Raw genomic sequence first — 26,360 nt, forward strand, 5'->3', positions numbered from 1 at the left:
ATGGCACACGTAAAACCGTATAGTTTATTTACAGAATTTGACATTAATCTATTTAAAGCAGGCAAACACTTCAGGCTTTATGAAAAATTTGGTTCACACCTTGTTACCGTTGATGGCATTGATGGTGTATACTTTGCCGTATGGGCGCCCTCAGCAAAACAGGTCTCTGTTATAGGTGATTTCAATTATTGGATTGAAGGCGAACACCAACTCAATGTGCGCTGGGACTCTAGTGGTATTTGGGAAGGGTTTATTCCTTTAATAGGAAAAGGAACTACCTATAAGTACAAAATTCAGAGTCATAATCATGACATAAAAACAGAAAAAGCAGATCCTTATGCCAGACGCTGCGAGCACCCTCCTAGAACAGCTTCTATTGTTTGGAAAGACGATTACAAATGGAAAGACAAATCATGGATGAAAAACAGAAAAAAGCACAATGCCATTGATGCCCCATTTTCTGTTTATGAAGTACATTTAGGATCTTGGAAAAAGCATGTTGAAGAGGATCGGTTTATGTCTTACTTTGAGCTGGCAGACGATTTGGTAAAATATGTGAAAGACATGAATTTCACCCATGTTGAACTTATGCCTATTATGGAATATCCTTACGATCCGTCTTGGGGCTATCAACTTACAGGCTATTTTGCACCAACCTCACGCTATGGGTATCCTGAAGAATTTAAATATTTGGTCGATAAACTTCATGAAAATGAAATAGGAATAATACTAGACTGGGTGCCATCACATTTTCCTGAAGATGCACACGGTTTAGGCTTCTTTGATGGGTCACATTTATACGAACACCCCGATAGAAGAAAAGGATACCATCAAGACTGGAAAAGTTTAATTTTTAATTATGAACGCAATGAAGTACGATCGTTTTTAATAAGTAATGCCATTTTTTGGCTTGAACAATATCATGCTGATGGTTTACGTGTTGATGCTGTAGCTTCTATGTTGTTCCTTGACTATTCTAGAGAAGATGGTGAGTGGGAACCTAACATTTATGGTGGTAGAGAAAACCTAGCGGTAATCAGCTTTTTAAAAGAATTAAATGAGGAAGTGTATGCCTCATTCCCTGATGCACAAACTATTGCTGAAGAATCTACAGCATTCCCTATGGTTTCAAAACCAACATTTGTAGGCGGTTTAGGATTTGGAATGAAATGGATGATGGGCTGGATGCATGACACCCTAGAATACTTTGCTAAAGACCCCGTATACAGAAAATATCATCAAAATGATATTACCTTTAGTTTAGCATATGCCTTTACTGAAAACTTTATGTTGCCATTATCACATGACGAGGTGGTTTATGGCAAAAACTCTATTTTAGGTAGAATGCCTGGCGATGAATGGCAACGTTTTGCAAACCTCAGGTTGTTATATGGCTATATGTTTACGCATCCAGGAACAAAACTCTTGTTTATGGGAAGCGAGTTTGGCCAGTATAACGAATGGGATTTCCAAGAAAGCCTAGACTGGAATTTACTTGATTTTAAACCTCATCAAGACATCCAAAACTACTATAAAGCACTAAACACATTGTATAAAAACACGCCTGCCCTTTTTGAAAAAGGTTTTAGTAGTGAAGGTTTTGAATGGATTAGTTATGATGACCATGAAAATTGCGTAATCTCTTATATTAGAAAAGGCTATAAAGAAGATGAGAACGTAGTTGTGGTGTGTAACATGACACCTGCCATAAGAGAAAATTATAAAATTGGTGTAACCACCAAAGGTAAACTCGTGGAAATTTTCAATAGTGATGCCAAAGAATTTGGAGGTAGCGGTGTTAAAAACAAAAAACAAATAACCATAAAGAACGACGCATGGAACGGGAAAGACTATTCAGCCGAAATCACCCTACCTCCATTAGCTGTTACTGTATATAAGTTTAAATAAGCTATACCACATAACGAATAAACGCTCCTTTTATGATTGAAACTATAATCACAACAGGAGCGTTTTCTTTTACAATTTACTTATAGTTTTATTTAATCTCTTTTTGAAACATAAAAAATTTGCTATGTAAGATTCGTTTTGTTTTAAAATTTCACATCATTAATCATTTCTAACTAAAATATGTTACCTTAAAAACGGGTTTACCCTTGCTTTTTAAACATTTTTCAATTAAACCACTCATTATTTGGGTTTTAGGTAAATAATTTCTCTTTTTTTTAATAAATAGCAATATGAGTCCTCTCCTAATTTTAGTATTTTCGTGTGCTAATATTTAAGTAGGGATAACATGATATTAAACACTGAATTAGAATATAAGGGGAACCTGTTCCCTTCCAAAATAGTATCATATCAAAAAAACCTCAATGTACTCTCATTTACTTGTAACAATGGTGTCGTTCTTCAGGTCACCGTAAGAAGAGATAGTATTTTACGCTTTAGGTTTACTACAACTGGTATTTTTGAAAACGATTTTTCATATGCCATAACAAAATATGCTAGTAGAGGCTACAACCATCTTGAAGTTACTGAAAATACTGACAATTACATCATTACTACATCAAAATTAATTTGTTATATTTCAAAACTCGATTTACGTTCTTCCATATATGATGCCAAAGACAACTCCTTAATTTGTGAGGATGAACTCGGTTTTCATTGGGAAGAAAGTTATGAATTTGGGGGCGATGTTGTAAAGATGTCTAAAACTGCCCAACCAGGAGAAAGTTTTTACGGCTTGGGAGATAAACCCGTTGATAATAACCTTAAAGGAAAACGTTTTGAAAATTGGGTTACCGACTCTTTTGCCTACGGTAGAGATACAGATCCTATTTATAAGGCCATACCCTTTTATACGGCTTTGCATAACAAAAAGGCTTATGGTATCTTTTTTGATAATTCATTTCGTTCCTTTTTTGACTTTTGTCATGAAAGACGAAACATAACCAGTTTCTGGGCACATGGCGGAGAGATGAACTATTACTTTATTTACGGACCAGATATGTCTGACGTAGTAGCTAATTATACCGATTTAACTGGAAAACCTCATGAAATGCCAGCATTATGGGCATTAGGTTACCATCAATGTAAATGGAGTTATTATCCAGAGTCAAACGTAAAAGAAATTACCTCTAAGTTCAGAGCATTAAAAATTCCTTGTGATGCTATTTATCTGGATATTGATTATATGGAAGGGTTTAGATGTTTTACATGGAGTGAAGAGCATTTCCCTGACCCTAAAAGAATGGTGAAAGAACTTGCCGATGATGGCTTTAAAACTATTGTTATCATTGATCCAGGTATTAAAATAGACATGGATTATGCGGTATTTAAAGAAGGGCTTGATAAAGACTATTTCTGTAAACGTGCCGATGGCCCATATATGAAAGGTAAAGTTTGGCCTGGCGAATGCTATTTCCCTGATTTTACCAACCCCGAGGTTAGAGATTGGTGGTCAAATCTTTTCAAAGAATTGGTTGAAGATATTGGTGTAAAAGGCGTATGGAATGATATGAACGAGCCTGCTGTTATGGAGGTGCCGGGAAAAACATTTCCTAATGATGTAAGGCACGATTATGACGGTAACCCTTGTAGCCATAGAAAAGCACACAACATTTATGGTATGCAAATGGCAAGAGCAACCTATCAAGGATTAAAAAAATTCTCTTACCCCAAACGACCATTCGTCATTACCAGAGCGGCTTATTCTGGCACACAACGCTATACCTCAACATGGACAGGCGATAACGTAGCCACCTGGGATCACCTCAACATTGCTAACCTACAAGCGCAACGTATGTGTATGTCTGGTTTCTCTTTTGTAGGCTCTGATATTGGTGGATTTGCAGAACAACCCAACGGTGAACTATATGCCAGATGGATTCAATTAGGTATCTTTCATCCGTTTTGTAGAACACATTCTTCTGGAGATCATGGTGATCAAGAACCTTGGGCATTTGGAGATACTATTACTAATGTGGTAAGAAAGTTTATTGAATTAAGATATCAACTCCTACCTTATCTATACACCGCTTTTTGGAGATATGCCGAAGAAGGTATTCCTATTTTAAAATCTCTGGTACTTTATGATCAAGAAGACACACAGACCCATTACAGAAATGATGAGTTTGTTTTTGGCGAAAAAATCCTAGCTTGCCCTATAACAGGTCCTAACCAAAAAGGAAGACGCATGTACATTCCTGTTGGAAAATGGTATAACTTCTGGACGGATGAGATCGTTATGGGAGGACAAGAAATTTGGGTAGATGCCGATTTAGATAGTATGCCTATTTTTATTAAAGAGGGCGCCATAATTCCAAAATACCCTATTCAGCAATATGTAGGCGAAAAATCCATAGAAGAATTATTACTGGATGTGTATTACAAAAACGGAAAAGAAACTTCTATGGTTTATGAAGATGCAACGGATGGCTATGATTACATAAAAGGACGATACAGTTTACGTGACTTTAAACTTTTAGGAAAGAAGAATGAATTAATTATTCAGCAGCATAAATCAGGTAAATTTATCACCTCATATAAAACCTTTAAATTAAATCTTCACGGCCTGCCATTCAAGATTTCAAAAGTGCAAATTGATAATGTTGAAATTCCGTTTAAGGATATTAAATTAAATGGAGACAATACCTTGGTCATCACCAAAGAATTTACAGAACTGCATATTATAGGAAAATAATAATTATCTTATTTTTTAAAAGAATACTCAGAGAGGCCAATTTCTGTCTCTGGGTATTTTTTAAAATTTAATTCAAAGAACAGCAGTGACTAGCTTTTTACGGCTATTTTTTCATTGCCATTAAATGCTTTGCCTAAATATACCAGCTTATAACCTTCTTCAATCTTTTCAATAGCCTTATTGTAAGACGAAATAATTTCAAGCACCCCACGTTTATCTTTTACCAACAACGGAATAATATCGGGGTCGTTATTTGTTAGCTCAATCAAGCCTTCATAATGGTCTCTACTTTTCAAGGTTATTTCGTGTATTTCAGGGTATTTTCTAGCCACTTCAGTTAAAGAATTAAAATCATCGGTTTGAGAAAACAAACCTTCTTCAGGACTGTTTTCTGGCGTTTCAATTTCAGAGGCTGTGATAAGTCTGTAAAAGCCGCTTTCACCAAACTGATCTCTAAACTTATCAATAGCAAAATTATTAATATCTGCACTCCCTGTTAAAGCCATCAAAAACCCCACATCGTTTAACTCAATATTATCATCTAAATTATTGGAATAAATATCAGTATCAATGGCCTCTAAGCCTTCTGCCCTTGCCAACTCTATGTTGGTTTGATTACTATCAATAAGTACAACATGCCGTCCGTTTTCCTCCAAATAATTACCTATTAATCTAGAAACTTGAGATGCTCCAACAATCAAAATACCTTCAGATCGTTTTAAAAATACACCAACTATTCTTGCAAACAAACGTGCCGTTGTGGCATTAAGAAGCACCGTTCCTAACACGATCATAAACACCAGTGGAGTGATATACTCGGCACCTTCAACCCCTTGTTTCATAAGTTTACTACCAAAAAGAGAGGCAATACCAGCCGCTACAATACCCCTTGGTCCTACCCAACTAATAAATAGCTTTTCGTTAAACTTTAGTTTAGACCCCCAAGTACTCAAAAACACCGCTAGCGGACGAATAACAAACACTATGACGGCAAATAATATAACTGTTTTCCAGGTATACAACAGCATCAAATCTTCTATGTTAATATTGGCAGCCAAAAGAATGAATAGAATTGAAATGAGTAATACACTTAGCGATTCCTTGAAATACAGAATTTCTTTAATATTTTTAAGTTTACCATTACCCAAAACCATACCCATAACCACTACGGCTAGTAATCCAGATTCATGCGCAAATATTTCAGATTCCACAAAAACCAATAAAACAGTTGAGAGGGAAACTACATTTAACAAATAATGCGGAATTAACTTCTTATTAATCACAAACGCCAGTGCATGTGCAAAAGTAAATCCGAAGGTAGTACCAAACAAAATGATTTTCCCAAACTCAATGAGCGCTGTTTTGGTAAAACCACCATCACCTTCAACACTAATAAATTCAAAAACCAAAACCGCAACCAAAGCACCAATGGGGTCAATTAAAATACCTTCCCATTTTAAAACCGTTGAAATGTCTTTCTTTAAAGGAATGTTTCTTAAAATAGGTGTGATTACTGTTGGGCCAGTAACTATGATAAGGGCTGAAAATAAAAAGGAAAGCTCCCAGCTTAAGCCAAAAATAACATTAGCTAGAATACCCGCACCAAAAAAAGTAATGGCTGAACCCAAAGTGATTAACTTAGTAATGACAGGTCCTAGCGATCTTATTTCAGAACGTTTTAAGGTTAGTCCGCCTTCAAATAAAATCACACTAATGGCTAAAGACACAAAATAATACAAACCCTCACCCGGAAACAAACCGTGTTTTCCATTCCATACGGGTTCTATCCATTTTGAACCGTCTTCACTAAAATACGCGGCTGCAATGGGGCCAACGAGCAGACCTATAAGTATTAAAGGTAAAATTGCAGGGATTTTGAATTTCCAAGCTACCCATTGAGCTAATATTCCTAAAATAATTATTCCGGCTAGTTCTAACATATAGTATAACGTTCCTTAAAAAGCACTAATTTAAATAAATCATATGATTTGAAGTTTGTAAAAAATGCTATCTTTCCGTCTCTAACAAAAAATTAATAAAAGAATTGTCTTTAAAGCCATTCAAAAGCATTGGTATTGGGGTTGCTTTTTCTCCCAACTTAAAAGCAAACTTATTTGAAGCCGCCCGATTATCTGTTTTCTTTGAATCAAAATTATTTTTAATTCATGTGGGTGAAACTTCTGATGAAAAACTAAATGCCCTTCGTTCTATTCTTCAAAGTTTTGAAAAAGACAACCTAGACTATGAGGTAGTTTTTAAGGCGGGTGACCCTGTAGACGTTATCTTATCAGCCGCAGAAGACAAAAAGATAGACTTATTAATTCTAGGAGCTGTTCAAAGAGAGCATTTTGTAAAATACTATATTGGGTCTATTGCTAGAAAAATTACAAGACGTGCTAAATGTTCTATTTTACTTTTAATAAAACCTTCGGTTAATCGAGTGCCTTGCGCACATATTGTAGTTAATGGCCTAAAGGATCCTAAAACGGAGCAAACCATTACCACCGCTTTTTACGTGTCAAAAAAATTAAATTCCCATAAAATTACCATTGTTGAAGAGATAAATAATGAAGAAGTAGCTGTAAAGGTAGATGATGATAAGTCTTTACGTAGGGCCACCATTATGAAAGAACGTATAAAATTACGAGAAAACTCAAGAGTAAAGGATATTATCAGTCACATTCCTAATGATTATACCAAAGGAAAAAACATAAAGCTTCAGGCTATTTTTGGCAAAAAAGGGTATTCCATTGGGCACTATGCTCAAATTTCTAGAGCCGATCTTTTAGTTATGAATGCCCCTTCTAAAATGACCTTTTGGGATAGATTGTTTCCGCATGATATTGAGCATATTTTAACCGAATTACCAACCGATGTTTTAATTCTGCAATGAGCCCTAAAAAAAATAATATAGTCCATTTTTTTAAGGCGTTACCCAAAAACATATTTGCTGGTTTCGTAGTAAGCCTCATTGCTTTGCCGCTTGGTTTGGGTTTGGCTATGGCTAGTGACGCACCGCCTATTTCGGGTGTAATTGCAGCCATAGTTGGTGGTGTGGTAGTTTCAATATTTGGAGGAAGTCACGTAACTATTGCAGGACCAGGAAACGGCTTGGTAGGTGTTTTATTAGCCACTATAACCACACTTGGTATTGAAAACGCCTATGTTGCCATTATGCTCTCTGGCTCCTTATTGCTGCTTTTAGGTTTTTTTAGAATGGGAACTATTGCCGATTTCTTTCCATCCGCGGCAATTCAAGGTATGCTAGCTGCAATTGGTTTAATCATTTTGGGTAAACAGTTTCATATTATGTTGGCGCATAAAATAAAAAGGCCAGATACAATTGATTACTTAATTGAAATTCCGTATACCATAAATGATGCGTTACACTACGGTAACAAGGGGCTTATTTATGCAGCAGCGGCAGGTGTTATCAGTCTTATAATCATGCTCATTTATTCAAAAATTAGAAATAAATATTTACAGCTTATACCAGCACCAATGTGGATTGTTATTTTATCAATTGCGTTTAGTTACTATTTTGAAATGGGCTTACATGAGCCCAATCCTATTTCAAAAGAGTATATGATTTCTGGAATTCCTGAATTTCAAGATATTATGGCCGATATACCAACACCTAATTTTGGTGGTATCTGGAATATGTCTTTTTGGGGTAGTGTTTTAGCTTTAACACTCATTTCAAGTATTGAATCACTACTCAGTATAAAAGCTGTTGACAAACTTGACCCAGAAAAAAGACGTTCAAACGTAAACAGAGATTTAAAAGCCCTTGGTTTGGCCACCATTGGTAGCAGTTTGTTAGGAGGCTTAAATGTAGTTACCGTGATAGCGCGTAGCTCCGTTAATGTAAACAATGGAGCCAATAACAGGTCGTCAAACTTTTTTCACGCCTTATTTTTAATCATATTTATAGTATTTTTTAGCACGCAACTCACACGTATTCCGTTACCAGCACTTATGGCTATTTTGGTATATACTGGCTATAAACTAGCTTCTCCAAAAGTAATTACCAAAATGTTTTCTATTGGAAGAGAGCAACTCATTATATTCTTTGTCACTTTAATTGTAACCCTTAAAATAGGTTTAATAACAGGCATTTTAGCAGGTGTTTTAGCCTCCTTAATCATTCATGTTGTTATCAATAAAAGCTTCGGATTATTTTTTAGAAATGTGCTTAAACCTAATGTATTAATGTTTAAAGAAGAGGAGGATGCTGTCAAAGACAGCTTTTACGTATCGGTAAAACACTTTTGTAGCTTTCTAAATTATTTCAGACTTAAAAAACATTTGGATGATATTCCTGAAGACCAAGATGTTATTGTAGATTTTTCTATGTGTGAATTTGTTGATGACACGGTTATGGAAAACATTAATAATTATCAAGAGCTTTTTTCCAAACGTGGGGGGCATTTTGATGTAGTTGGTTTAGATATGCATGATACCGATTCAAAACACCCCTTTGCTTCAAGACGCTTACTTCCTGTACCAAAAATCATAAAAAACAGTTTAACCAGACGGCAAACCAATATGAAAGCGTTGGCTTTAGATTACGGCCTTGCTTATAATTCTAAAAAGACCAAAGAATTTTCTTTTTTGAATCATTTTTCCTTCTTTGACACCAAACATATTGAGCGTATTTATAATGTATCGGCACATAAAGAAAGCCATAGTAAACTTTTTGATATTCAATTTTCAGAAGGTGAATTTATTGCCAAAGAAGATATTAGAGCCACTATGCTTTATATGGAATTAAATAAAACCATTCCAGAATTTACACTAGACAAGGAAGGTTTTCTTGAAAAAGTCTCTGCCTTTGCTGGTTATAAAGATATTCTTATTAATAATCACGAAGATTTTTCAAAACGATTTCATTTAATGGGTGATAATGAAGCTGGAATAGCCGAACTGTTTAATGACGATGTAACACACTTTTTTGAAAGCAATCCCTACTATCATGTAGAATCTAACGGAAACGCTATTTTAATATTTGGTAAAGAACGTTTGGCAAGCATCAAAGAAATAAAAGCGCTATTCGACTTTGGCAAACGTTTAAGACAAGTTATTTCTTAATATATTCTTAACATTTTGAGGGATTCTTTATAGATTTCTTAATTTTGCTTTCTATGAATTTATTCCCCATTAATGCCGGAAATTTTAAGTTAGATGGTGGCGCTATGTTTGGCGTGGTTCCTAAATCTATTTGGCAAAAAACAAACCCTGCCGATGCTAATAATATGATTGATATTGCCTCTAGATGTTTGCTGATAGAAGATGCTAACAGGCTCATTTTGATAGACAACGGTATGGGAAACAAGCAATCTGAAAAGTTTTTTGGATACTACTACCAATGGGGTGATTTTAATTTAGACAGCTCTTTAAAACAATATGGTTTTCACCGTGATGATATTACCGATGTGTTTTTAACACATTTACATTTTGATCATTGTGGCGGCAGTATTCAGTGGAATAAAGATAAAACTCGTTTAGAAACTGCTTTTAAAAACGCACATTTTTGGAGTAATGAAAACCACTGGAAATGGGCTACAGAACCTAACCGACGTGAAAAGGCCTCTTTTTTAAAGGAGAATATTTTACCTATTGAAGAAAGTGGACAACTTAAATTTACCACCCTTCCTGAACAAAACATACTGGAAGGTTCTCCATTAAATTTTGATATCTTTTTTGCAGATGGTCATACCGAAAAACAAATGATTCCGCTTATCAAATACAAAGGTAACACCATCGCTTTTATGGCAGATTTACTGCCTACTGCTGGTCACCTACCTCTCCCCTATGTTATGGGTTATGATACACGACCACTTTTAACGCTTAATGAAAAAGAAACCTTTCTTAACATGGCTGCTGACCATAATTTCTATTTGTTTTTAGAACACGATGCTCACAATGAAATTATTACCGTTCGGCACACCGAAAAAGGGGTTAGATTAAAAGAGAACTTTAAAACACAAGATATATTTAATTAAAAAACGACTAATTCAATACAAACATGAGAACATTCAAATTAATAGCTTTATCAGCAGTTTCTGCTACTATACTTTTTGGCTGTGGTGCCTCTGGTGATATCATATCAACACCTGTTGAAAACATTGATAATTCACCACTAAAGGTATCTGAACTTACCGAGGCAGAGGCCCATAACTGGGGACACCTTGACTTAGTAAAAGATACCATTCCTGGTATGAGTGTAGACAAAGCCTATGCCGAACTCATCAAAAAGAAAAAAGGAAAAAAAGTTATTGTAGCTGTTATTGATTCTGGAATAGATATCGACCATGAAGATCTAAGTGCTAATATTTGGACCAACAGCGATGAAATTCCTAATAACGGTAAAGATGATGATGGAAATGGATATATTGATGACATTCATGGTTGGAATTTTTTAGGAAAAGGTTATGATGAACAGCTAGAATATGTGCGGATTCTAGCTAAAGGTGATACGACTGATCCCGATTATAAAAGAGCGGAAGAAACCTATCAAAAAGAATATCCTAAGTATCAGGAAAGAAAAACGCAATATGATCAAATTTATCAACGTATAAAACGTGCCGATGAAATTTTAGCTGACCATTTAGGTAAAAAAGATTATACCAAAGACGATGTTAATGCCATCAAGACAGAAGACCAAGACTTAAATCAGGCTAAGCAGATTGCCCAATATATGTATAGTAACAATCTAGAGTCTTTAAATGCTGCATTAAAAGAAATTGAAAAGGATTTAGAAGGCATTAATGAACGTTTAAATTACCATTTGAACAAAGACTTTAAAGGACGCGTAAATGGTGACAACGCAAATGATATGTCCACAAAATATTACGGTGATGCTAATGTAAAGCCCATTAAGAAAAGTGAGAGTCACGGTACGCACGTAGCTGGAATTATAGCCGCTGTTAGAAACAACGGAAAAGGAGCTAACGGTGTAGCAAACAATGTTGAAATTATGAGCGTAAGAGTGGTGCCAAACGGAGATGAATATGATAAAGATGTGGCTCTAGGTATACGCTATGCTGTTGATAATGGTGCCCAAGTTATAAATGGGAGCTTTGGTAAAAGCTTTTCACCACATAGTGATTGGGTAAGAGAGGCTATTGCTTATGCTTCAGAAAAAGATGTGGTATTTGTGCATGCTGCTGGAAATGACAGTAATAATGTTGATATAGAGCCTAATTTCCCAGATGATAATATAGATGGTAAAGAAATTTCTGAAACATACATTAGAGTTGGTGCGTTAAGTCCTAATTATGGGTCAAATTTAGTGGCTGGTTTTTCAAACTATGGAAAACAAAATGTTGATGTTTTTGCGCCTGGAGCAAGCATCTATTCAACGTTTCCTGAGAATGATTATAAATCAATAGGAGGTACATCTATGGCAGCACCAGCGGTAGCAGGTGTAGCAGCATTAATTCGTTCTTATTACCCTAATTTGTCTGCAGCTCAGGTAAAACAAATTATTATGGATTCTGGGTTAGCTATAAAAAGAAAGGTTATTGTTGGTGGTGATGCACAAGATGTAAGACCATTTGCTGATTTAAGTAAATCTGGAAAAATGGTAAATGCATATAACGCCTTAATTATGGCTGCAAAAATGTCAAAATAATATCGTTTTAAATCTAAAAAGGTTGTTTGTGTTAAAATTCAAACAACCTTTTTTTAATTATACCCCTTTATGAATCGAATTTTCATATCAATAGTATCTATCTCTTTTCTATTATCATGTAAACCTACAACACACGTTTCACAAGTTACAAACAGCACAGCTTCTCAAGATTATATTCTATCTTCAAAAGCAAGTAGCACCTATTGGCAACAACATGTAGATTACAACATGGAAATAGATGTTGATGTAAACAACTATCAATACGAAGGAAAACAAACGCTTGTTTACACCAATAATTCTCCTGATGTTCTTAAAAAGGTGTTTTACCACCTCTATTTTAACGCCTTTCAACCTGAAAGTGAAATGGACATAAGATCGCGTACCATTCCTGATCCAGACTCCAGAGTTGGCGACCGCATTAGTAAACTAAAACCTAATGAAATTGGATATATTCATGTACAATCTTTAAAACAAAACGGTACTATTTTAAGTTACAAAACCGTTGGAACCGTTTTAGAGGTAGATTTAGCACAGCCTATTCAGCCAGGAGAGCGTGTTACTTTTGATATGGTCTTTGACGCTCAAGTGCCTGTTCAAATACGTCGTTCAGGAAGAAACAATAGTGAAGGTGTGGCACTATCTATGGCGCAATGGTATCCTAAACTAGCGGAGTACGATTATGAAGGCTGGCATACCGATCCTTACATTGGTCGTGAATTTTATGGTGTATGGGGAAATTTTGATGTCAAAATAGCTATTGATAAAAATTATACTTTGGGAGGAACAGGTTACCTGCAAAACCCTAATGAAATTGGTCATGGTTACGAAACAGAACCTGTAAAACCAATCGGTTCTGAAAAGTTGACTTGGCATTTTATAGCCCCTAACGTACATGATTTTACTTGGGCCGCAGATCCTGAGTATATCCATGATACCATGCAAGTTCCTAATGGTCCGTTGCTTCATTTCTTGTATAAAAGCACGATGCCTAAAGACAAATTAAAAAACTGGAAAAAACTACAGCCCAAAACAGTAGAATTGATGCAATTTTACAGTGAAAACATTGGTCAATATCCGTATGAGCAATATTCGGTAATACAAGGTGGTGATGGTGGTATGGAATATGGTATGTGCACATTAATTGCAGGTGAAGGCGAGTTTAATGGCCTTTTTGGAGTGACAGCTCATGAACTTGCTCATTCTTGGTTTCAATTTTTATTGGCTACTAATGAACTTACCAATTATTGGATGGACGAAGGTTTTACCGAATACTTTGGGGAGCTAGCTGAATGCGCCATTTTTAATAAACCTTTTGAAAAACCTACAAAACGCGTTTATGATATTTATTTCTCTTATGCCAAATCTGGATATGAGCAGCCACAAACTACCCATGCAGACCGCTTTTTTTTAAATCAGTCGTCATCTGTTTCAGCCTACTATAAAGGTTACATTTTTTTAAATCAGTTAAGCTATATTATTGGGGAGGAAAACCAAAAAGAAACCATAAAGCAATATTTTAAGGAATGGGCTTTTAAACACCCAACAAGAACAGATTTTATAAGAATAGCCGAAAAGGTTTCAGGGATACATCTTGACTGGTATTTAAATGATTGGACACGCACCACCAATACGATTGATTATGGCGTTAAAACAGTTAAAGAAAAAACCATAACCCTTGAACGAAGAGGTTTGATGCCTATGCCTATTGATTTAACCGTAACTTATACTGATGGAACTACTGAAGATTTTTATATTCCGTTACAAATGATGCGTGGTGAAAAACCAACCGCAGCAACCATTATAAAAGATTGGGCTTGGGCCTACCCGACTTATACGTTTGACGTTTCAAAACCAGTTAAATCTGTTGAAATTGATCCTAAACACATGATGGCCGATATTGACAGAGAAAACAATAAGAAATAATTCAATTTTTAAAAAAAAGCCCGTATTAATATAAATCGGGCTTTTCTATTTTTATAACTAAAACAAACTCAATAATTAATTTGTAATTGTAGCCTGATTAGCTGTCCTTTTTCTCTATTTATAGGTTTAAAAGAATCTTCATACCTTCTATTGGCAATAGTATAATTTGCCGTGAACTCAATAGCTTTATTTATTTGCCATTCGGCGCCTATTTCTAATTCTTTTACCTCATAACTTCTCGCATCTTGCTCAAATTTTTTACCTCCATCATAATACATAAATCGGGTAAATGGTGTTAAAATTTGTTGCTTAATACGTTTCATATACATAAGCTGAATATACCCACCATGTAACGATTCAACACCTATAGAGTGTGGTGATGGCACATTGGTAGGGTCATATTTATACTCAGGTCCTTGACCAAAATTATACTCTAACTGTACACCAAACGGTTGCGGATAATACAAGAAACTAACAGCCAACCGTTGGTCTCTGAATTGTTGATTTACGGCATCAATATCAGTTGTGTTTCCATTATCATCTCTTAGCTTAACCGCATCATTGACTTCGGTTGTTACATACTTTCCGGTATATCCTTGAACAGCAGCCTCAATAAATTGCCCCGATGGTAATTTTATGGGATAAGTAAATCGAAACGCAATATGATTAAGTTTATCTACATTAGGAATTAACGTGTTAGCCTTTTGCCCATTATACATCATGATATAAGCCATCCCATAGTCACCAGTTCCTTTAAAGCCTTTGTTCACAATTTCTTTTAGCAGTGCACGCTTCTCTACTGGCGCCCAATGTATCCCAATATTTAAATCACGTTCATCTTTCACAGCACTATTTAAAGGGTCGTTTCTATCTAAGCCAATTCTATTTTGTGACGATTGAAGATTTTCAAAACCAAATGGAATTTTACTTTGACCGCCTCTTAGCTTAAAAGCACCTGCTTCATCAATAAAATAATCAAAGTAAGCGTCTCTTAGTTGACCAAGGTTTTTCCCGTCAGAAGCAAAATCGGCTTGAAAATAAAAGTAAACTCTTTTGTGTACTTGACCAGAAACCTTTAATCGCATGCGCCTTAATGAAAAACCACTATATCCGCCATAGGTTCTATCGCCTTGTGGGTTTTCCATGTTCGGATTGGTTTTATATAAATCGTTATTTCGAGCCTGCATGTATCCGCCAAGCGTAATTTTATCATACCACTTAACTTTAATTTCTTGTCCGTTTGAAATACTAATAAATAAAAAAGTAACTAAAATTTTGAGGAGGCTCTTAGTTGTATTCATAACTATCTAAGGGTTTGATAATCAATATTACTCAAATATAGCTAAATAACCTACCAATGGTGTTAACCGCACATTAATACCATAGCTCTTTTTTATAAATAGAAGTTTTAGCCACGCGCTCTCTGTTATTAAAGAGGATATGCGAAGCCGTAATTTGTTTACTTCGGTAACCTAATAAGTGGAAGAAGGCCTTAGCAAAATACTTGGCAACCCTTAAGTTAACTTTTAAAATACCTTCCTTTTTATTTTCCCAGGAAATTCCAGGAAGAAGCACCAACACACTATCTGTTTTCACCTTTCTTAATAAAGCAGATAGTTTTAAAAAAAAGGGGTTTATTGGTTTAATAATAAAGAAGCCATCGGCACCTCGTTTTTGATACAAAGGCATAAAAATACTACCGTTATAAGGCGCCATTATTTCTGTTCCATTGCTTATGGCGAGTTTGGTGCCCTTTTTGACGGGTTGAAAACTTCTAAATCCTGTATGCATTTTAAACACGTCATCTTTTTGAATACTGTGCAAATAAACGACCTCAAAAACATCAAAGGTATTTGAAGCTTGCTGCTTTAGCTGTTCATGATACTTATTAAAATTTATAATAGCTTCCTTTTCTAAAATGCCTGAATAAACAAGCGCTAAATGAATAAAAGCGATACTATTGGTAATTGCTAGAAAATCATCATGCTGACCAGATTCAAATCCTAAGGACACATAACCCAACTGATTTATATAACTTAAAAGTGGCCCATTAAGGTATTCTTCTATACCAAGAACAATAGGTACTGGAAATTGTTTTGAAAACTGCCTATTGATTAAAGCGTCATTAATAGTAATAAATGGTAATGTTTTACTAGATGTAGTGTGTAAATCAATAAAATAAAAAGGTCCTGAATGCGTGTTTAAAATGGTATTCAAAATATCAAGCAATTCAATTAATTCGGTTTCATCATCATTTAAATTGGTTTTGCTTTTTAAGATATCAATATTCTGTTTCGTCCAAAGTCTGTTTAAATCATCGGTAATAAAACGCTGGTGTTTTTTTAGTGCTGCCAAATTCCCCGCTATACCATAAATGGTTCCGTTTACATAGGCTCTACTAACACCTGATAACGTATCTTTTAAAGCAAATACACCAGAGGTTTCATTGCCATGAATACCACCAAAAAACACCATGGTAGGTCCTGGTTGGTATCCTTGTATTTTATTTAAAATACGGTCAACTTTTATAGTATCGTCAATAGCTTTATTGTAAACATCAATCATGAATACCTGTTTTTAAGAATCAAAATCATTCTTAGTCACTAATCCTATCAATTTATTGTTCTTTAATACAGGGAGACTCCCTATTTTATGTGTATCCATAAGAGTTTTTGCTGTTTCAATCGTATCATATTGATCTATGGTAATAATATCTGTTCTCATCAATTTAGAAACACTATTATGCTTTAGTTCAGATTGATTGAGGTAATTTTCAACATCGGTCCAACTAATTAAACCAACCAAAGCACGTTCATGGTTTATTACAGGCATATGATGAATGTTTTTCCACTTCATCATGTTTAACACTAAATCAATACTATCCTTTTTTTCAACAGAAAAAATATCTGAACTCATAATGTGCTTCACCACTTTTCTGTAATTAAAATCGGAAGCATTTATAGGCCCCCAAACAGATACAGGATAGCCCTGCTCCTGTTTTTTATAAATACTAGCGGTAAGTACCTGCATAGCTTCATAGCGCTTATAAGATTTTAATAGCTCTCTATAATTTCTAACCATCCATTCAGATCCATTATTACCCTGTACTCTATTAATTATAATTTTTAAGTAATATTCAGCATCTTTTTGCGTAATTCCGCAGTGTGACAACCCTTTATAAGCTAAGGGAATAAGCTCATTAATTAAAAGTTCATGACTTGATACATAAGCTCCATTCCAATAAAACTGTGTAGCCATGCCATAGCGCGCAGCATTAAAAAAATTCGTCTTTACATCTTTAAAATCCCATTTGGTGTGTATATTTTTATATGCTTTAGGCTTTCCTAACATTAATCCCACCCAAAATACCATATTCGCTATTTCATCAACGGTTGTGGGTCCTGAGGGTATATAACGATTCTCAATTCTTAAATTAGGCTTTCCATCTAACACGCCGTAACATACCCGATTCCATGGATATACCGTTCCATTATGGAGCTGTAGAGCTCTTAATCTTGGCATCTCCTTGTTATGAATCATTTCAACACTGTCTTTAATAAAATCGGTAGTTAAAAAGCTTCTAAACCTTGATATATTATCTTTAAAGATATCAGAAATAGATCCTGTTTGCCAGCTATTACCAAAACTTACTCGAGATTGTTTTTCGTTTAATAAATAGGAGTTAGCACGTGTATCAACACTTTGGGTAAATAAAGCAATTCTGGTTTCACTCCATAACTCTTTTCCAAATAATATAGGAGAGTTGGTACAGGCGCTTAAAACAGGACCAGCTATAGCCTGAGCCCAGTTATAATTATCAACAAAATCTTTTACGGGAAGTTGCAAATGCATTTGAAAGCTAGTATTACACCCTTCAAGCATGACCGAATCGTGCAATAAATTAAGTTCATCTACCCCTTTTATATGAATATCAAAACTCTTTCTTCGACTTTGTTTTATGGCATCATTTAAAACAGCATAACGTTCTACATTCGTCATATTGCCTTCATCTACATTATTTACAGATAGTGATGGTAAAATCCCTGTCAAAACAATTTTAATACCATGTTTTGAAGCCTCTATTTTAGCTTTATTCATCAGGGTTTCCAATTGGTTTTGAAGTTTTGAAAAACAATTATTTTCAAGCTTATACGGCTCTAAGTTAAGTTCTAAATTATGGCTTCCTATTTCAGTGGTGAAATGATGATCATTAAGTGTTTTTAATACTTCTAATGATTTATTTACAGGTAAAAAATCTTCATTTACCAAACAAAATTCCTGTTCGGCGCCAATGCGCAAAACCTCATCTTCTATGAGATCTTTTTCAATCAATAAATCAAGCGCTTTTATATCATTTATTAAATGATGGATATAATTTGCTCTATCTTTTTTGGTGTTAAGAATCGCAACATTTTGAAACCCCATAATGCTGTATTATTTAGTTTAGTTAGTCTTAAAAATACTGAAAATCAGTTCGTTTAAATATGATTTTTATCATGGAGATTTATCAATCACTAAAACAAGTATCTGAAAGCATACATTGTATCAACATTTTTTTATAAGTTTGTGAAGTAAACTTTAGGGGTGTTCTATCATTTAGAACTGAGAAAGACCCTTTGAACCTGATATGGTTAGTACCATCGAAGGGAAAAGTTGAAAAACACCTTGAAATAGGTGTTTACATCTCTTTTCTTTGTATACCTGCTAGGTATACTATTTTCAAAAGTCTTTCTTATTCGCCCTTTAATACTACTTTGTAGTAAAAACACTTGTTATATGATTAAAATTAAGGTGAATCAGTGCGCAATAGACGTAGAAAACAACTGCGATGTATTTCAATTATTAGAAAAAATTGAAAGCCCGAAAGAAGGTATTGCTGTAGCTATAAACAATAAAATTGTTTCGAAACCACAATGGTCTTCTCAAACCTTTAACGATAACGATAGCATACTCATCATACAAGCTACTCAAGGGGGTTAAGCCACGTAATAGCTATAACAATAACAAATATCTAAAGCTTAAAAAAATTGAAAAATAAAGACACAGCACCACAACAGGGAAAGATTACCAGAAATCCTTTTCCTAATTCTAAAAAGATCTATGTTTCAGGTAAAATGCATCCACACATTAAAGTGGCCATGCGTGAAATTACCTTAAGCGATACCAAAGATTCCATGACAGGTAAATTAACCCCTAATGAACCTGTAACTGTTTATGATACTTCGGGACCTTATACAGACCCAAGAAAAAAAATAAGCGTTCACGATGGTATTGAGCGTTTAAGAGAACAATGGATTTTAGATCGTAGTGATGTGGAGCAATTAGACGGCTTTTCATCAAAATATTGTAACGAACGTTTAAACGACAGCAGTTTAGACCACATGCGTTTTTCGCATTTAAAAAAGCCTTTACGCGCAAAAGCGGGTAAAAACGTAACCCAATTACACTACGCTAAGCAAGGTATAATCACACCTGAAATGGAATACATCGCCATTCGTGAAAACCAACGTATTGACGAAATGACCGAAATCGTAAAGCAACACAAAGGCGAAGATTTTGGTGCTTCAATCCCTGCGAAGATTACACCAGAATTTGTACGTAGTGAAGTGGCTAGAGGACGTGCTGTAATTCCAAATAACATCAATCACCCAGAATCTGAACCTATGATTTTAGGTCGTAATTTCTTGGTGAAAATCAATGCTAACATCGGTAACTCTGCAACAACATCATCAATAGAAGAAGAAGTTGAAAAATCGGTTTGGGCTTGCCGGTGGGGAGCAGATACCATCATGGATTTATCTACAGGACAAAACATTCACGAAACCCGTGAGTGGATTGTACGAAACTCACCAGTGCCAATCGGAACCGTGCCAATCTATCAAGCTTTAGAAAAAGTAAACGGTGTAGCCGAAGACTTAACTTGGGAAATTTTCCGTGATACTTTAATAGAACAAGCAGAGCAGGGGGTAGACTACTTTACCATTCATGCTGGGGTTTTGTTACGTTATGTGCCTATGACGGCTAAACGTGTTACTGGAATCGTATCTCGTGGTGGTTCTATCATGGCGAAATGGTGTTTAGCGCATCATAAAGAAAACTTTTTATACACACATTTCGAAGATATTTGCGAAATTTTAAAACAATACGACGTAGCCTTCTCTTTAGGTGATGGTTTACGCCCAGGGTCTATTGCCGATGCTAACGACGAAGCTCAGTTTGCGGAATTAGAAACGCTTGGCGAATTAACCAAATTAGCACGTAAACACGAAGTACAATGCTTTATAGAAGGGCCTGGTCACGTGCCAATGCACATGATTAAAGAAAACATGGATAAGCAATTAGAAGCTTGTGATGAAGCACCTTTCTATACTTTAGGCCCATTAACTACCGATATCGCGCCAGGTTACGACCACATTACCTCGGGAATTGGAGCGGCAATGATTGCTTGGTACGGTTGTGCTGTTCTGTGTTATGTAACACCTAAAGAACACCTTGGTTTACCTAACCGCGATGACGTTCGTGAAGGAGTTGTAACTTATAAATTAGCGGCACATGCAGCCGATTTAGCCAAAGGGCATCCAGGCGCACAACATAGAGACAATGCTTTAAGTAAAGCACGTTTCGAGTTCCGTTGGGAAGACCAATTTAACCTTGGTTTAGACCCAGAAAAAGCACGCGAATTCCACGATGAAACCTTACCAGCTCAAGGGGCTAAAATTGCACACTTCTGCTCAATGTGCGGACCAAAATTCTGCTCGATGAAGATTTCACAGGAGGTACGTGATTTTTCTGCCGAAAACAAAGTAGAAGGCACCGAAGTGTTCTCGAAAGGTATGGAAGAGAAATCGGAAGAATTTAAAGAAAAAGGTTCAGAAATTTATTTATAACATATTTAGGGAGTTCCAAAAAACGGTTACACAAACTGTAACGGTAACCGTTTTTGGTCGGGCTTTCGGTACTCGCTTTTTACAACGTGCTCCGCTAAAGCTACGCACCTTGTAAAAGAGCTCAAACAAAACCTCAATCCCTAACTCAAGACGTTAGATTATGATAGTTTTAATTGCACCAGAAACAGACATACCCAACGAAATTGAAATACTACATCAGTTATTTCAAGCGGGTTTGCAATACTATCATTTAAGAAAACCTAAAAAAGACGGTAACGCATATTGCGACTATTTGAATCAAATCGATTCTAAATATCACGATAGAATCATATTGCATCAGCATCATAAATTGGTTGCCAATTATAATCTAAAAGGGATTCATTTTCAAGAAGCTCAAAGAGAAGCATTCGATTTAAATGGTAAAACGCCTATTTTAAAAACGGACTTTTTAAATGACTATGTGCAATTATTACATATAGAATCAGCCGCTTTAAAAGGGAAAACCATTAGTGCATCGTTTCATGAACCAGAACATATCGAAAACTGTGCTTTAACATTCGATTACCATTTGCTTAGTCCCGTGTTTTCTTCAATTTCAAAAACGGGGTATCAAGGCCGCGGTTTTGATGTTAATCAAATCGATAAAAACATAGTAGGTATGGGCGGTGTCACTACTAAAAATCTAAAAGCGTTCACAACACTAGGTTTTAAAGGTGTTGGTGTCCTTGGTGGTATTTGGCAAAGTGGTGCACCGATTTCAAATTTTAAAATCATGCAAAACTATTTTACAACTGTAAAAAGCTATATTTAAATGGCAGCACACCAGTACATATTATCTATTGCAGGTTTCGATCCCAGTTCGGGAGCAGGCATCACTTCAGATATTAAAACCTTTGAAGCGCATGGTCTCTACGGGCTTTCGGTATGTACAGCCATTACGGTTCAAAATGATGTTGAATTTAAAGCTTGTATTTGGACCGATGTTAAGGTGATTATCGCACAAATTGAAACGCTTTTTAATCGGTTTGATATCCCTGTGGTTAAAATAGGGATTGTAGAATCTTGGGCGGTATTGTCTCAAATTATAAATACACTAAAAGCCTTAAATCCTCACGTTAAAATTATAGTCGACCCTGTATTTAAAGCCAGTGCCGGTTTCTATTTTCATACAAAAGAACATCAAGAACGTTTAGATAGTATTTGGAAACAATGCTATGTCATTACGCCAAATTACGATGAAATTAAAAGCTTATACCCAGAACTTTCGGTTGAAGCAACTCTAGAACGCTTAAGTCAACACACCAACGTGTATTTAAAAGGTGGACATCGCGCCGATAAAAAAGGCTGGGACCAACTTTACCATAGCGCCATTGTTATGGTTAACCTACAACCAAACGTTGATAAAGTTTATGAAAAACACGGTAGCGGCTGTGTATTAGCTTCAGCTTTAGCATCAAACATAGCTCTTGGATACCTGTTAGAAGATGCTGCTAGACTAGCCAAAAGCTATACCGAAGCGTTTTTAAACAGTTCAGAAACCTTGTTGGGAATTCATCATCACATTAAAAAAACACAACACATTACAGAATGATTGTTAGCAAACTACATTATATAAGTCAGGGAGACGCTGTAAAAGATCATTTAGAACACATTCAAAAAGCATGTAGTTCTGGAGCCGAATTGGTTCAGCTTCGCTTAAAAAATGTTTCAGAAAAAACACTCTTAAAAGCTGCCGAAGAAGCGCGAGACATCACGGCACATTATCAAACACGTTTAATTATAAACGATCATTATAAAATAGCTAAAGCAGTAAAAGCAGATGGCGTGCATTTAGGTAAAACCGATGCATCGCCAACGGAGGCACGAAAAACATTGTATTCTTGGCAAATGATAGGAGGTACAGCCAATACCCTTGAAGATTGCCAAAACTTACTTGCACAAAACGTTGATTATATTGGTCTTGGGCCTTACCGATTCACGACCACTAAAAACAATTTAAGTCCTGTTTTGCGCTATAATGGTTACTTAACCCTGCTTGAAACCTTACAAACCCATACGCCTATAATTGCGATTGGAGGGATAACATTAGATGATGTTTCAGAACTCTTAACCACAGGCATACACGGTATAGCGGTTTCTGGAGAGATCACTAAAAATTTTAATAGCATCGCCGCGTTTCAAAAACTATTAAACGGCGATATTGTACATGAACAGGTCTGGAAACCTAACAAAAAGAATTAATTATGACAGACACACTAAAAATAGCAGATAAAACCTTTAACTCAAGGTTATTTACAGGCACAGGAAAATTTAGCAATTCACAATTAATGCGCGAGGCTATTATCGCTTCAGAAAGTGAATTGGTTACTGTCGCTTTAAAACGTGTAGATATAGAAAATGAATCGGATGATATATTGGTGCATTTAAAAGACAATCAAATTCATTTATTGCCAAATACATCAGGAGTTAGAACAGCTAAAGAAGCTGTATTTGCAGCACAATTAGCACGTGAAGCTCTTGAAACCAATTGGGTGAAATTGGAAATTCATCCAGATCCAAAATACTTATTACCAGATCCTATTGAAACCTTAAAAGCTGCTGAAGAATTGGTTAAATTAGGTTTTGTGGTGATGCCTTATATTCATGCAGACCCTGTGTTATGTAAACGTTTAGAAGAAGTAGGTACCCAATGTGTCATGCCTTTAGGAGCACCAATTGGAAGCAATAAAGGTTTAAAAACTATGGATTTTTTAGAAATCATTATCGAGCAAAGTAATGTGCCTGTAGTGGTTGATGCAGGTATTGGCGCACCTTCGCATGCTGCTTATGCTATGGAATTAGGTGCCGATGCTGTTTTAGTAAATACCGCAATAGCTGTTTCACAAAACCCTGTAGAGATGGGTAAAGCGTTTAAAATGGCTGTTGAAGCAGGAAGAATGGCTTACAATGCGAAACTAGCACCTATAAAACAACACGCCGAAGCGAGTAGTCCTTTAACCTCTTTTTTAAATGCATAATTTTAAAGATACTTTTAATCAGTATAATTGGGACGATTTAGAACGTGAGATTTATGCGTTTACATCGGCTGATGTTGAACGGGTTTTGGCAAAACAAAAAATCACTTTAGACGATTTTAAAGTGCTTATTTCGCCTGCGGCGAAACCTTTTATAGAACAAATGGCACAACGTAGTAATGCCATTACTAAAAAACGTTTTGGTAACACGATTCAAATGTATATCCCAATGTATTTGTCTAACGAATGCCAAAACATTTGTACCTATTGTGGTTTTAGTATGACCAATAAAATACGTCGTAGAACACTAACCGATGCCGAAATTTTAAAAGAAGCAGCGTATATTAAAAGTTTAGGTTACGATCATATTCTTTTAGTAACTGGTGAAGCTAACAAAACGGTAGGGGTATCGTATTTAAAACATGCCATTCAGCTTATACGATCTCAATTTTCTAATATTAGTATTGAGGTGCAGCCTATGGATCAAGAAGAGTACGAAACGCTTATTTCCGAAGGTTTGTATGCTGTTTTAGTCTATCAAGAAACCTATAATGAAGCCACTTATAAAATCCATCACCCGAAAGGGCGAAAATCAAATTTCGATTACCGTTTAGAAACGCCAGATCGTTTAGGAAGAGCAGGTATTCATAAAATTGGTATGGGCGCGTTATTTGGTTTAGAAGATTGGCGAGTGGATAGTTTTTACACTGCATTACATCTTAAATACTTGCAAAAAACCTACTGGAAAACCAAGTATTCCATTTCATTCCCGAGGTTACGTCCGCATCAAGGTGATGTGCAACCAAAAGTAGAAATGACTGACGCCGATTTGGTACAACTCATTTGTGCTTATCGCTTGTTAGATGAAGATGTAGAACTCTCAATGTCTACACGCGAAAGTGAAACCTTTAGAAATCATATCATTCATTTAGGTATTACCTCTATAAGTGCCGAGTCGAAAACCAATCCTGGTGGTTATGTGGTTGAACCAGAATCGTTGGAACAATTTGAAATTTCGGACGAAAGAAGCACCGAAGCCATAAAAAATATGATAAAAAGTCAAGGTTACGAAGTGGTTTGGAAAGACTGGGAGAAACACTATACCGAAACCCATTAAATCATGCCCTTAAGTAAAGAAGAACAAAAACAATACAGCCGTCATCTTATACTAGAAACCATTGGAGAAAAAGGCCAATTGCAGCTTAAAGCTGCCAAAGTTTTAGTTATTGGCTCGGGCGGGTTGAGTTGTCCTGTTTTACAGTATTTAACGGCTGCTGGTGTTGGCACTATAGGTATTATAGATAACGATAGGGTAGACCAAACCAACTTGCAACGTCAAATACTTTATACTATTGAAGACGTTGGAAAACACAAAGCCCTTTGTGCAGCACACCGTTTAAGTCTGCTTAATCCGTTTGTAAATTTTCAAACCTATACCGAAAGACTATCTCAAAACAATGCTATCGATTTGTTTGAAGCTTATGATATTATTGTTGATGGTACCGATAATTTTCAAACCAAATATTTGGTAAACGATGCTGCCGTTCTCACTAATAAACCCGTGGTTTTTGGTTCTATTTTTAAATTCGACGGACAAGTCTCAGTAATGAACTATAAAAGCAGTGCTACTTACCGTTGTTTATACCCAACACCGCCAAAACCAGATGCCGTACCTAATTGTTCAGATATTGGAGTTTTGGGTGTTTTACCTGGTATTATAGGCTGTTTACAAGCTAATGAAGTCATCAAAATAATTTGCAATTTAGGAAACATCCTCGCTAATAAACTACTCACTTTTAATGCGTTAAGCTTGAAACAATTCATTTTAGAGTATGAAAAAAATGAAACGATTTCAATTACCAAATTAGAAGAAGATTACGATTTTTTCTGCGGTGTTGCACCTCAAAAAAATGAAATTATTTATGAAGAATTACAAGCGCATTTGAACCGCTATAATTTATTGGATGTGCGTACAATTGCAGAACGCGAAGAAAAACACATAGGAGGGAAGCACATTCCGTTAAATGAATTACAAGAACGTTTATCTGAAATTGAAACCGATAAAGATTTAGTGGTGTATTGCCTTTCTGGTGGTAGAAGCAAACAAGCTATCAATCTTATTAAAAATGCCAATATCAATGTTAAACTCATTAACTTAAAACAGGGTTTAATGGGCATTTAGTTAGCATGAATTCGTGTATGAATACAATTTCTAGACTTCGTTTGAAGTTCTAAATTTT

At 35.6% G+C, this 26,360-nt stretch carries 19 protein-coding genes and 1 riboswitch; of the genes, 15 read left to right on the forward strand and 4 right to left on the reverse strand.

Annotation, left to right across the window (positions count from 1 at the left end):
* Together glgB and KFZ70_RS05110 are read left to right on the forward strand one after the other, a co-directional pair.
* Window positions 1-1,908 (forward strand): 1,4-alpha-glucan branching protein GlgB, encoded by a 1,908-nt coding sequence (glgB, locus tag KFZ70_RS05105; protein ID WP_139694570.1) that lies wholly within the window; start codon window positions 1-3, stop codon window positions 1,906-1,908.
* Between the two features lie 346 nt (window positions 1,909-2,254).
* Entirely contained in the window at window positions 2,255-4,660 is a 2,406-nt protein-coding gene (locus tag KFZ70_RS05110; protein ID WP_139694569.1) for a glycoside hydrolase family 31 protein, read from the forward strand.
* A gap of 89 nt (window positions 4,661-4,749) precedes the next feature.
* On the opposite strand, the gene KFZ70_RS05115 is transcribed toward KFZ70_RS05110, so the two are convergent.
* The gene (locus KFZ70_RS05115) at window positions 4,750-6,600 is read right to left on the reverse strand and encodes a sodium:proton antiporter (RefSeq protein ID WP_139694568.1); all 1,851 of its coding nucleotides are present in this window, start codon (window positions 6,598-6,600) and stop codon (window positions 4,750-4,752) included.
* Between the two features lie 104 nt (window positions 6,601-6,704).
* On the opposite strand from KFZ70_RS05115, the gene KFZ70_RS05120 reads away from it, so the two are divergent.
* From KFZ70_RS05120 to KFZ70_RS05140, 5 genes are all read left to right on the forward strand, one after another.
* Window positions 6,705-7,553 carry a universal stress protein gene (locus tag KFZ70_RS05120; RefSeq protein WP_139694567.1) on the forward strand — a complete coding sequence of 283 codons (849 nt, stop codon included), beginning with the start codon at window positions 6,705-6,707 and terminating at the stop codon, window positions 7,551-7,553.
* A complete protein-coding gene (locus KFZ70_RS05125; RefSeq protein WP_139694566.1) occupies window positions 7,550-9,751 on the forward strand; it encodes a SulP family inorganic anion transporter in 2,202 nt (733 codons plus the stop codon). The genes KFZ70_RS05120 and KFZ70_RS05125 overlap by 4 nt, the downstream gene beginning before the upstream one ends.
* A 53-nt stretch (window positions 9,752-9,804) precedes the next feature.
* Window positions 9,805-10,665, forward strand: coding sequence for an MBL fold metallo-hydrolase (locus KFZ70_RS05130; RefSeq protein WP_139694565.1), 861 nt, complete (start codon window positions 9,805-9,807; stop codon window positions 10,663-10,665).
* A 23-nt stretch (window positions 10,666-10,688) separates the two neighbouring features.
* On the forward strand, window positions 10,689-12,296 hold the full coding sequence (locus KFZ70_RS05135; protein ID WP_139694564.1) for a S8 family peptidase: 1,608 nt from the start codon (window positions 10,689-10,691) through the stop codon (window positions 12,294-12,296).
* Between the two features lie 69 nt (window positions 12,297-12,365).
* Window positions 12,366-14,219 carry a M1 family metallopeptidase gene (locus KFZ70_RS05140; protein WP_139694563.1) on the forward strand — a complete coding sequence of 618 codons (1,854 nt, stop codon included), beginning with the start codon at window positions 12,366-12,368 and terminating at the stop codon, window positions 14,217-14,219.
* A gap of 68 nt (window positions 14,220-14,287) precedes the next feature.
* Here the strand turns inward: KFZ70_RS05140 and KFZ70_RS05145 are convergent, their stop codons facing one another.
* From KFZ70_RS05145 to KFZ70_RS05155, 3 genes are all read right to left on the reverse strand, one after another.
* Window positions 14,288-15,520, reverse strand: coding sequence for a porin (locus KFZ70_RS05145; RefSeq protein WP_139694562.1), 1,233 nt, complete (start codon window positions 15,518-15,520; stop codon window positions 14,288-14,290).
* Between the two features lie 73 nt (window positions 15,521-15,593).
* On the reverse strand, window positions 15,594-16,784 hold the full coding sequence (locus KFZ70_RS05150; protein WP_139694561.1) for a succinylglutamate desuccinylase/aspartoacylase family protein: 1,191 nt from the start codon (window positions 16,782-16,784) through the stop codon (window positions 15,594-15,596).
* Between the two features lie 12 nt (window positions 16,785-16,796).
* Window positions 16,797-18,644 carry a CBS domain-containing protein gene (locus KFZ70_RS05155; RefSeq protein ID WP_139694560.1) on the reverse strand — a complete coding sequence of 616 codons (1,848 nt, stop codon included), beginning with the start codon at window positions 18,642-18,644 and terminating at the stop codon, window positions 16,797-16,799.
* 145 nt (window positions 18,645-18,789) lie between these two features.
* Window positions 18,790-18,885, forward strand: a riboswitch (TPP riboswitch).
* A 110-nt stretch (window positions 18,886-18,995) separates the two neighbouring features.
* Between KFZ70_RS05155 and thiS the strand changes: the two genes are divergently transcribed.
* The 8 genes from thiS (at window position 18,996) to KFZ70_RS05195 (ending at window position 26,302) form a co-directional block, all read left to right on the forward strand.
* The gene (gene thiS, locus KFZ70_RS05160; protein WP_139694559.1) at window positions 18,996-19,199 is read left to right on the forward strand and encodes a sulfur carrier protein ThiS; all 204 of its coding nucleotides are present in this window, start codon (window positions 18,996-18,998) and stop codon (window positions 19,197-19,199) included.
* Between the two features lie 47 nt (window positions 19,200-19,246).
* Window positions 19,247-21,106: a phosphomethylpyrimidine synthase ThiC gene (gene thiC / locus KFZ70_RS05165; protein ID WP_139694558.1), complete on the forward strand. Its 1,860-nt coding sequence runs from the start codon at window positions 19,247-19,249 to the stop codon at window positions 21,104-21,106.
* Window positions 21,107-21,266: 160 nt separating this feature from the next.
* Window positions 21,267-21,917, forward strand: coding sequence for a thiamine phosphate synthase (locus KFZ70_RS05170; protein ID WP_139694557.1), 651 nt, complete (start codon window positions 21,267-21,269; stop codon window positions 21,915-21,917).
* A complete protein-coding gene (locus KFZ70_RS05175; RefSeq protein ID WP_139694556.1) occupies window positions 21,918-22,697 on the forward strand; it encodes a hydroxymethylpyrimidine/phosphomethylpyrimidine kinase in 780 nt (259 codons plus the stop codon).
* Window positions 22,694-23,347: a thiamine phosphate synthase gene (thiE, locus tag KFZ70_RS05180; protein ID WP_139694555.1), complete on the forward strand. Its 654-nt coding sequence runs from the start codon at window positions 22,694-22,696 to the stop codon at window positions 23,345-23,347. The genes KFZ70_RS05175 and thiE overlap by 4 nt, the downstream gene beginning before the upstream one ends.
* 2 nt (window positions 23,348-23,349) lie before the next feature.
* Complete coding sequence (locus KFZ70_RS05185; protein ID WP_139694554.1) at window positions 23,350-24,123, forward strand: thiazole synthase; 774 nt, start codon at window positions 23,350-23,352, stop codon at window positions 24,121-24,123.
* The gene (thiH, locus tag KFZ70_RS05190; protein WP_139694553.1) at window positions 24,116-25,237 is read left to right on the forward strand and encodes a 2-iminoacetate synthase ThiH; all 1,122 of its coding nucleotides are present in this window, start codon (window positions 24,116-24,118) and stop codon (window positions 25,235-25,237) included. Before KFZ70_RS05185 ends, thiH begins: the two co-directional genes overlap by 8 nt.
* A gap of 3 nt (window positions 25,238-25,240) precedes the next feature.
* Entirely contained in the window at window positions 25,241-26,302 is a 1,062-nt protein-coding gene (locus KFZ70_RS05195; protein WP_139694552.1) for a ThiF family adenylyltransferase, read from the forward strand.
* Window positions 26,303-26,360: the final 58 nt, after the last annotated feature.

The organism is Allotamlana fucoidanivorans (assembly GCF_045788535.1).
GTDB lineage: Bacteria > Bacteroidota > Bacteroidia > Flavobacteriales > Flavobacteriaceae > Allotamlana > Allotamlana fucoidanivorans.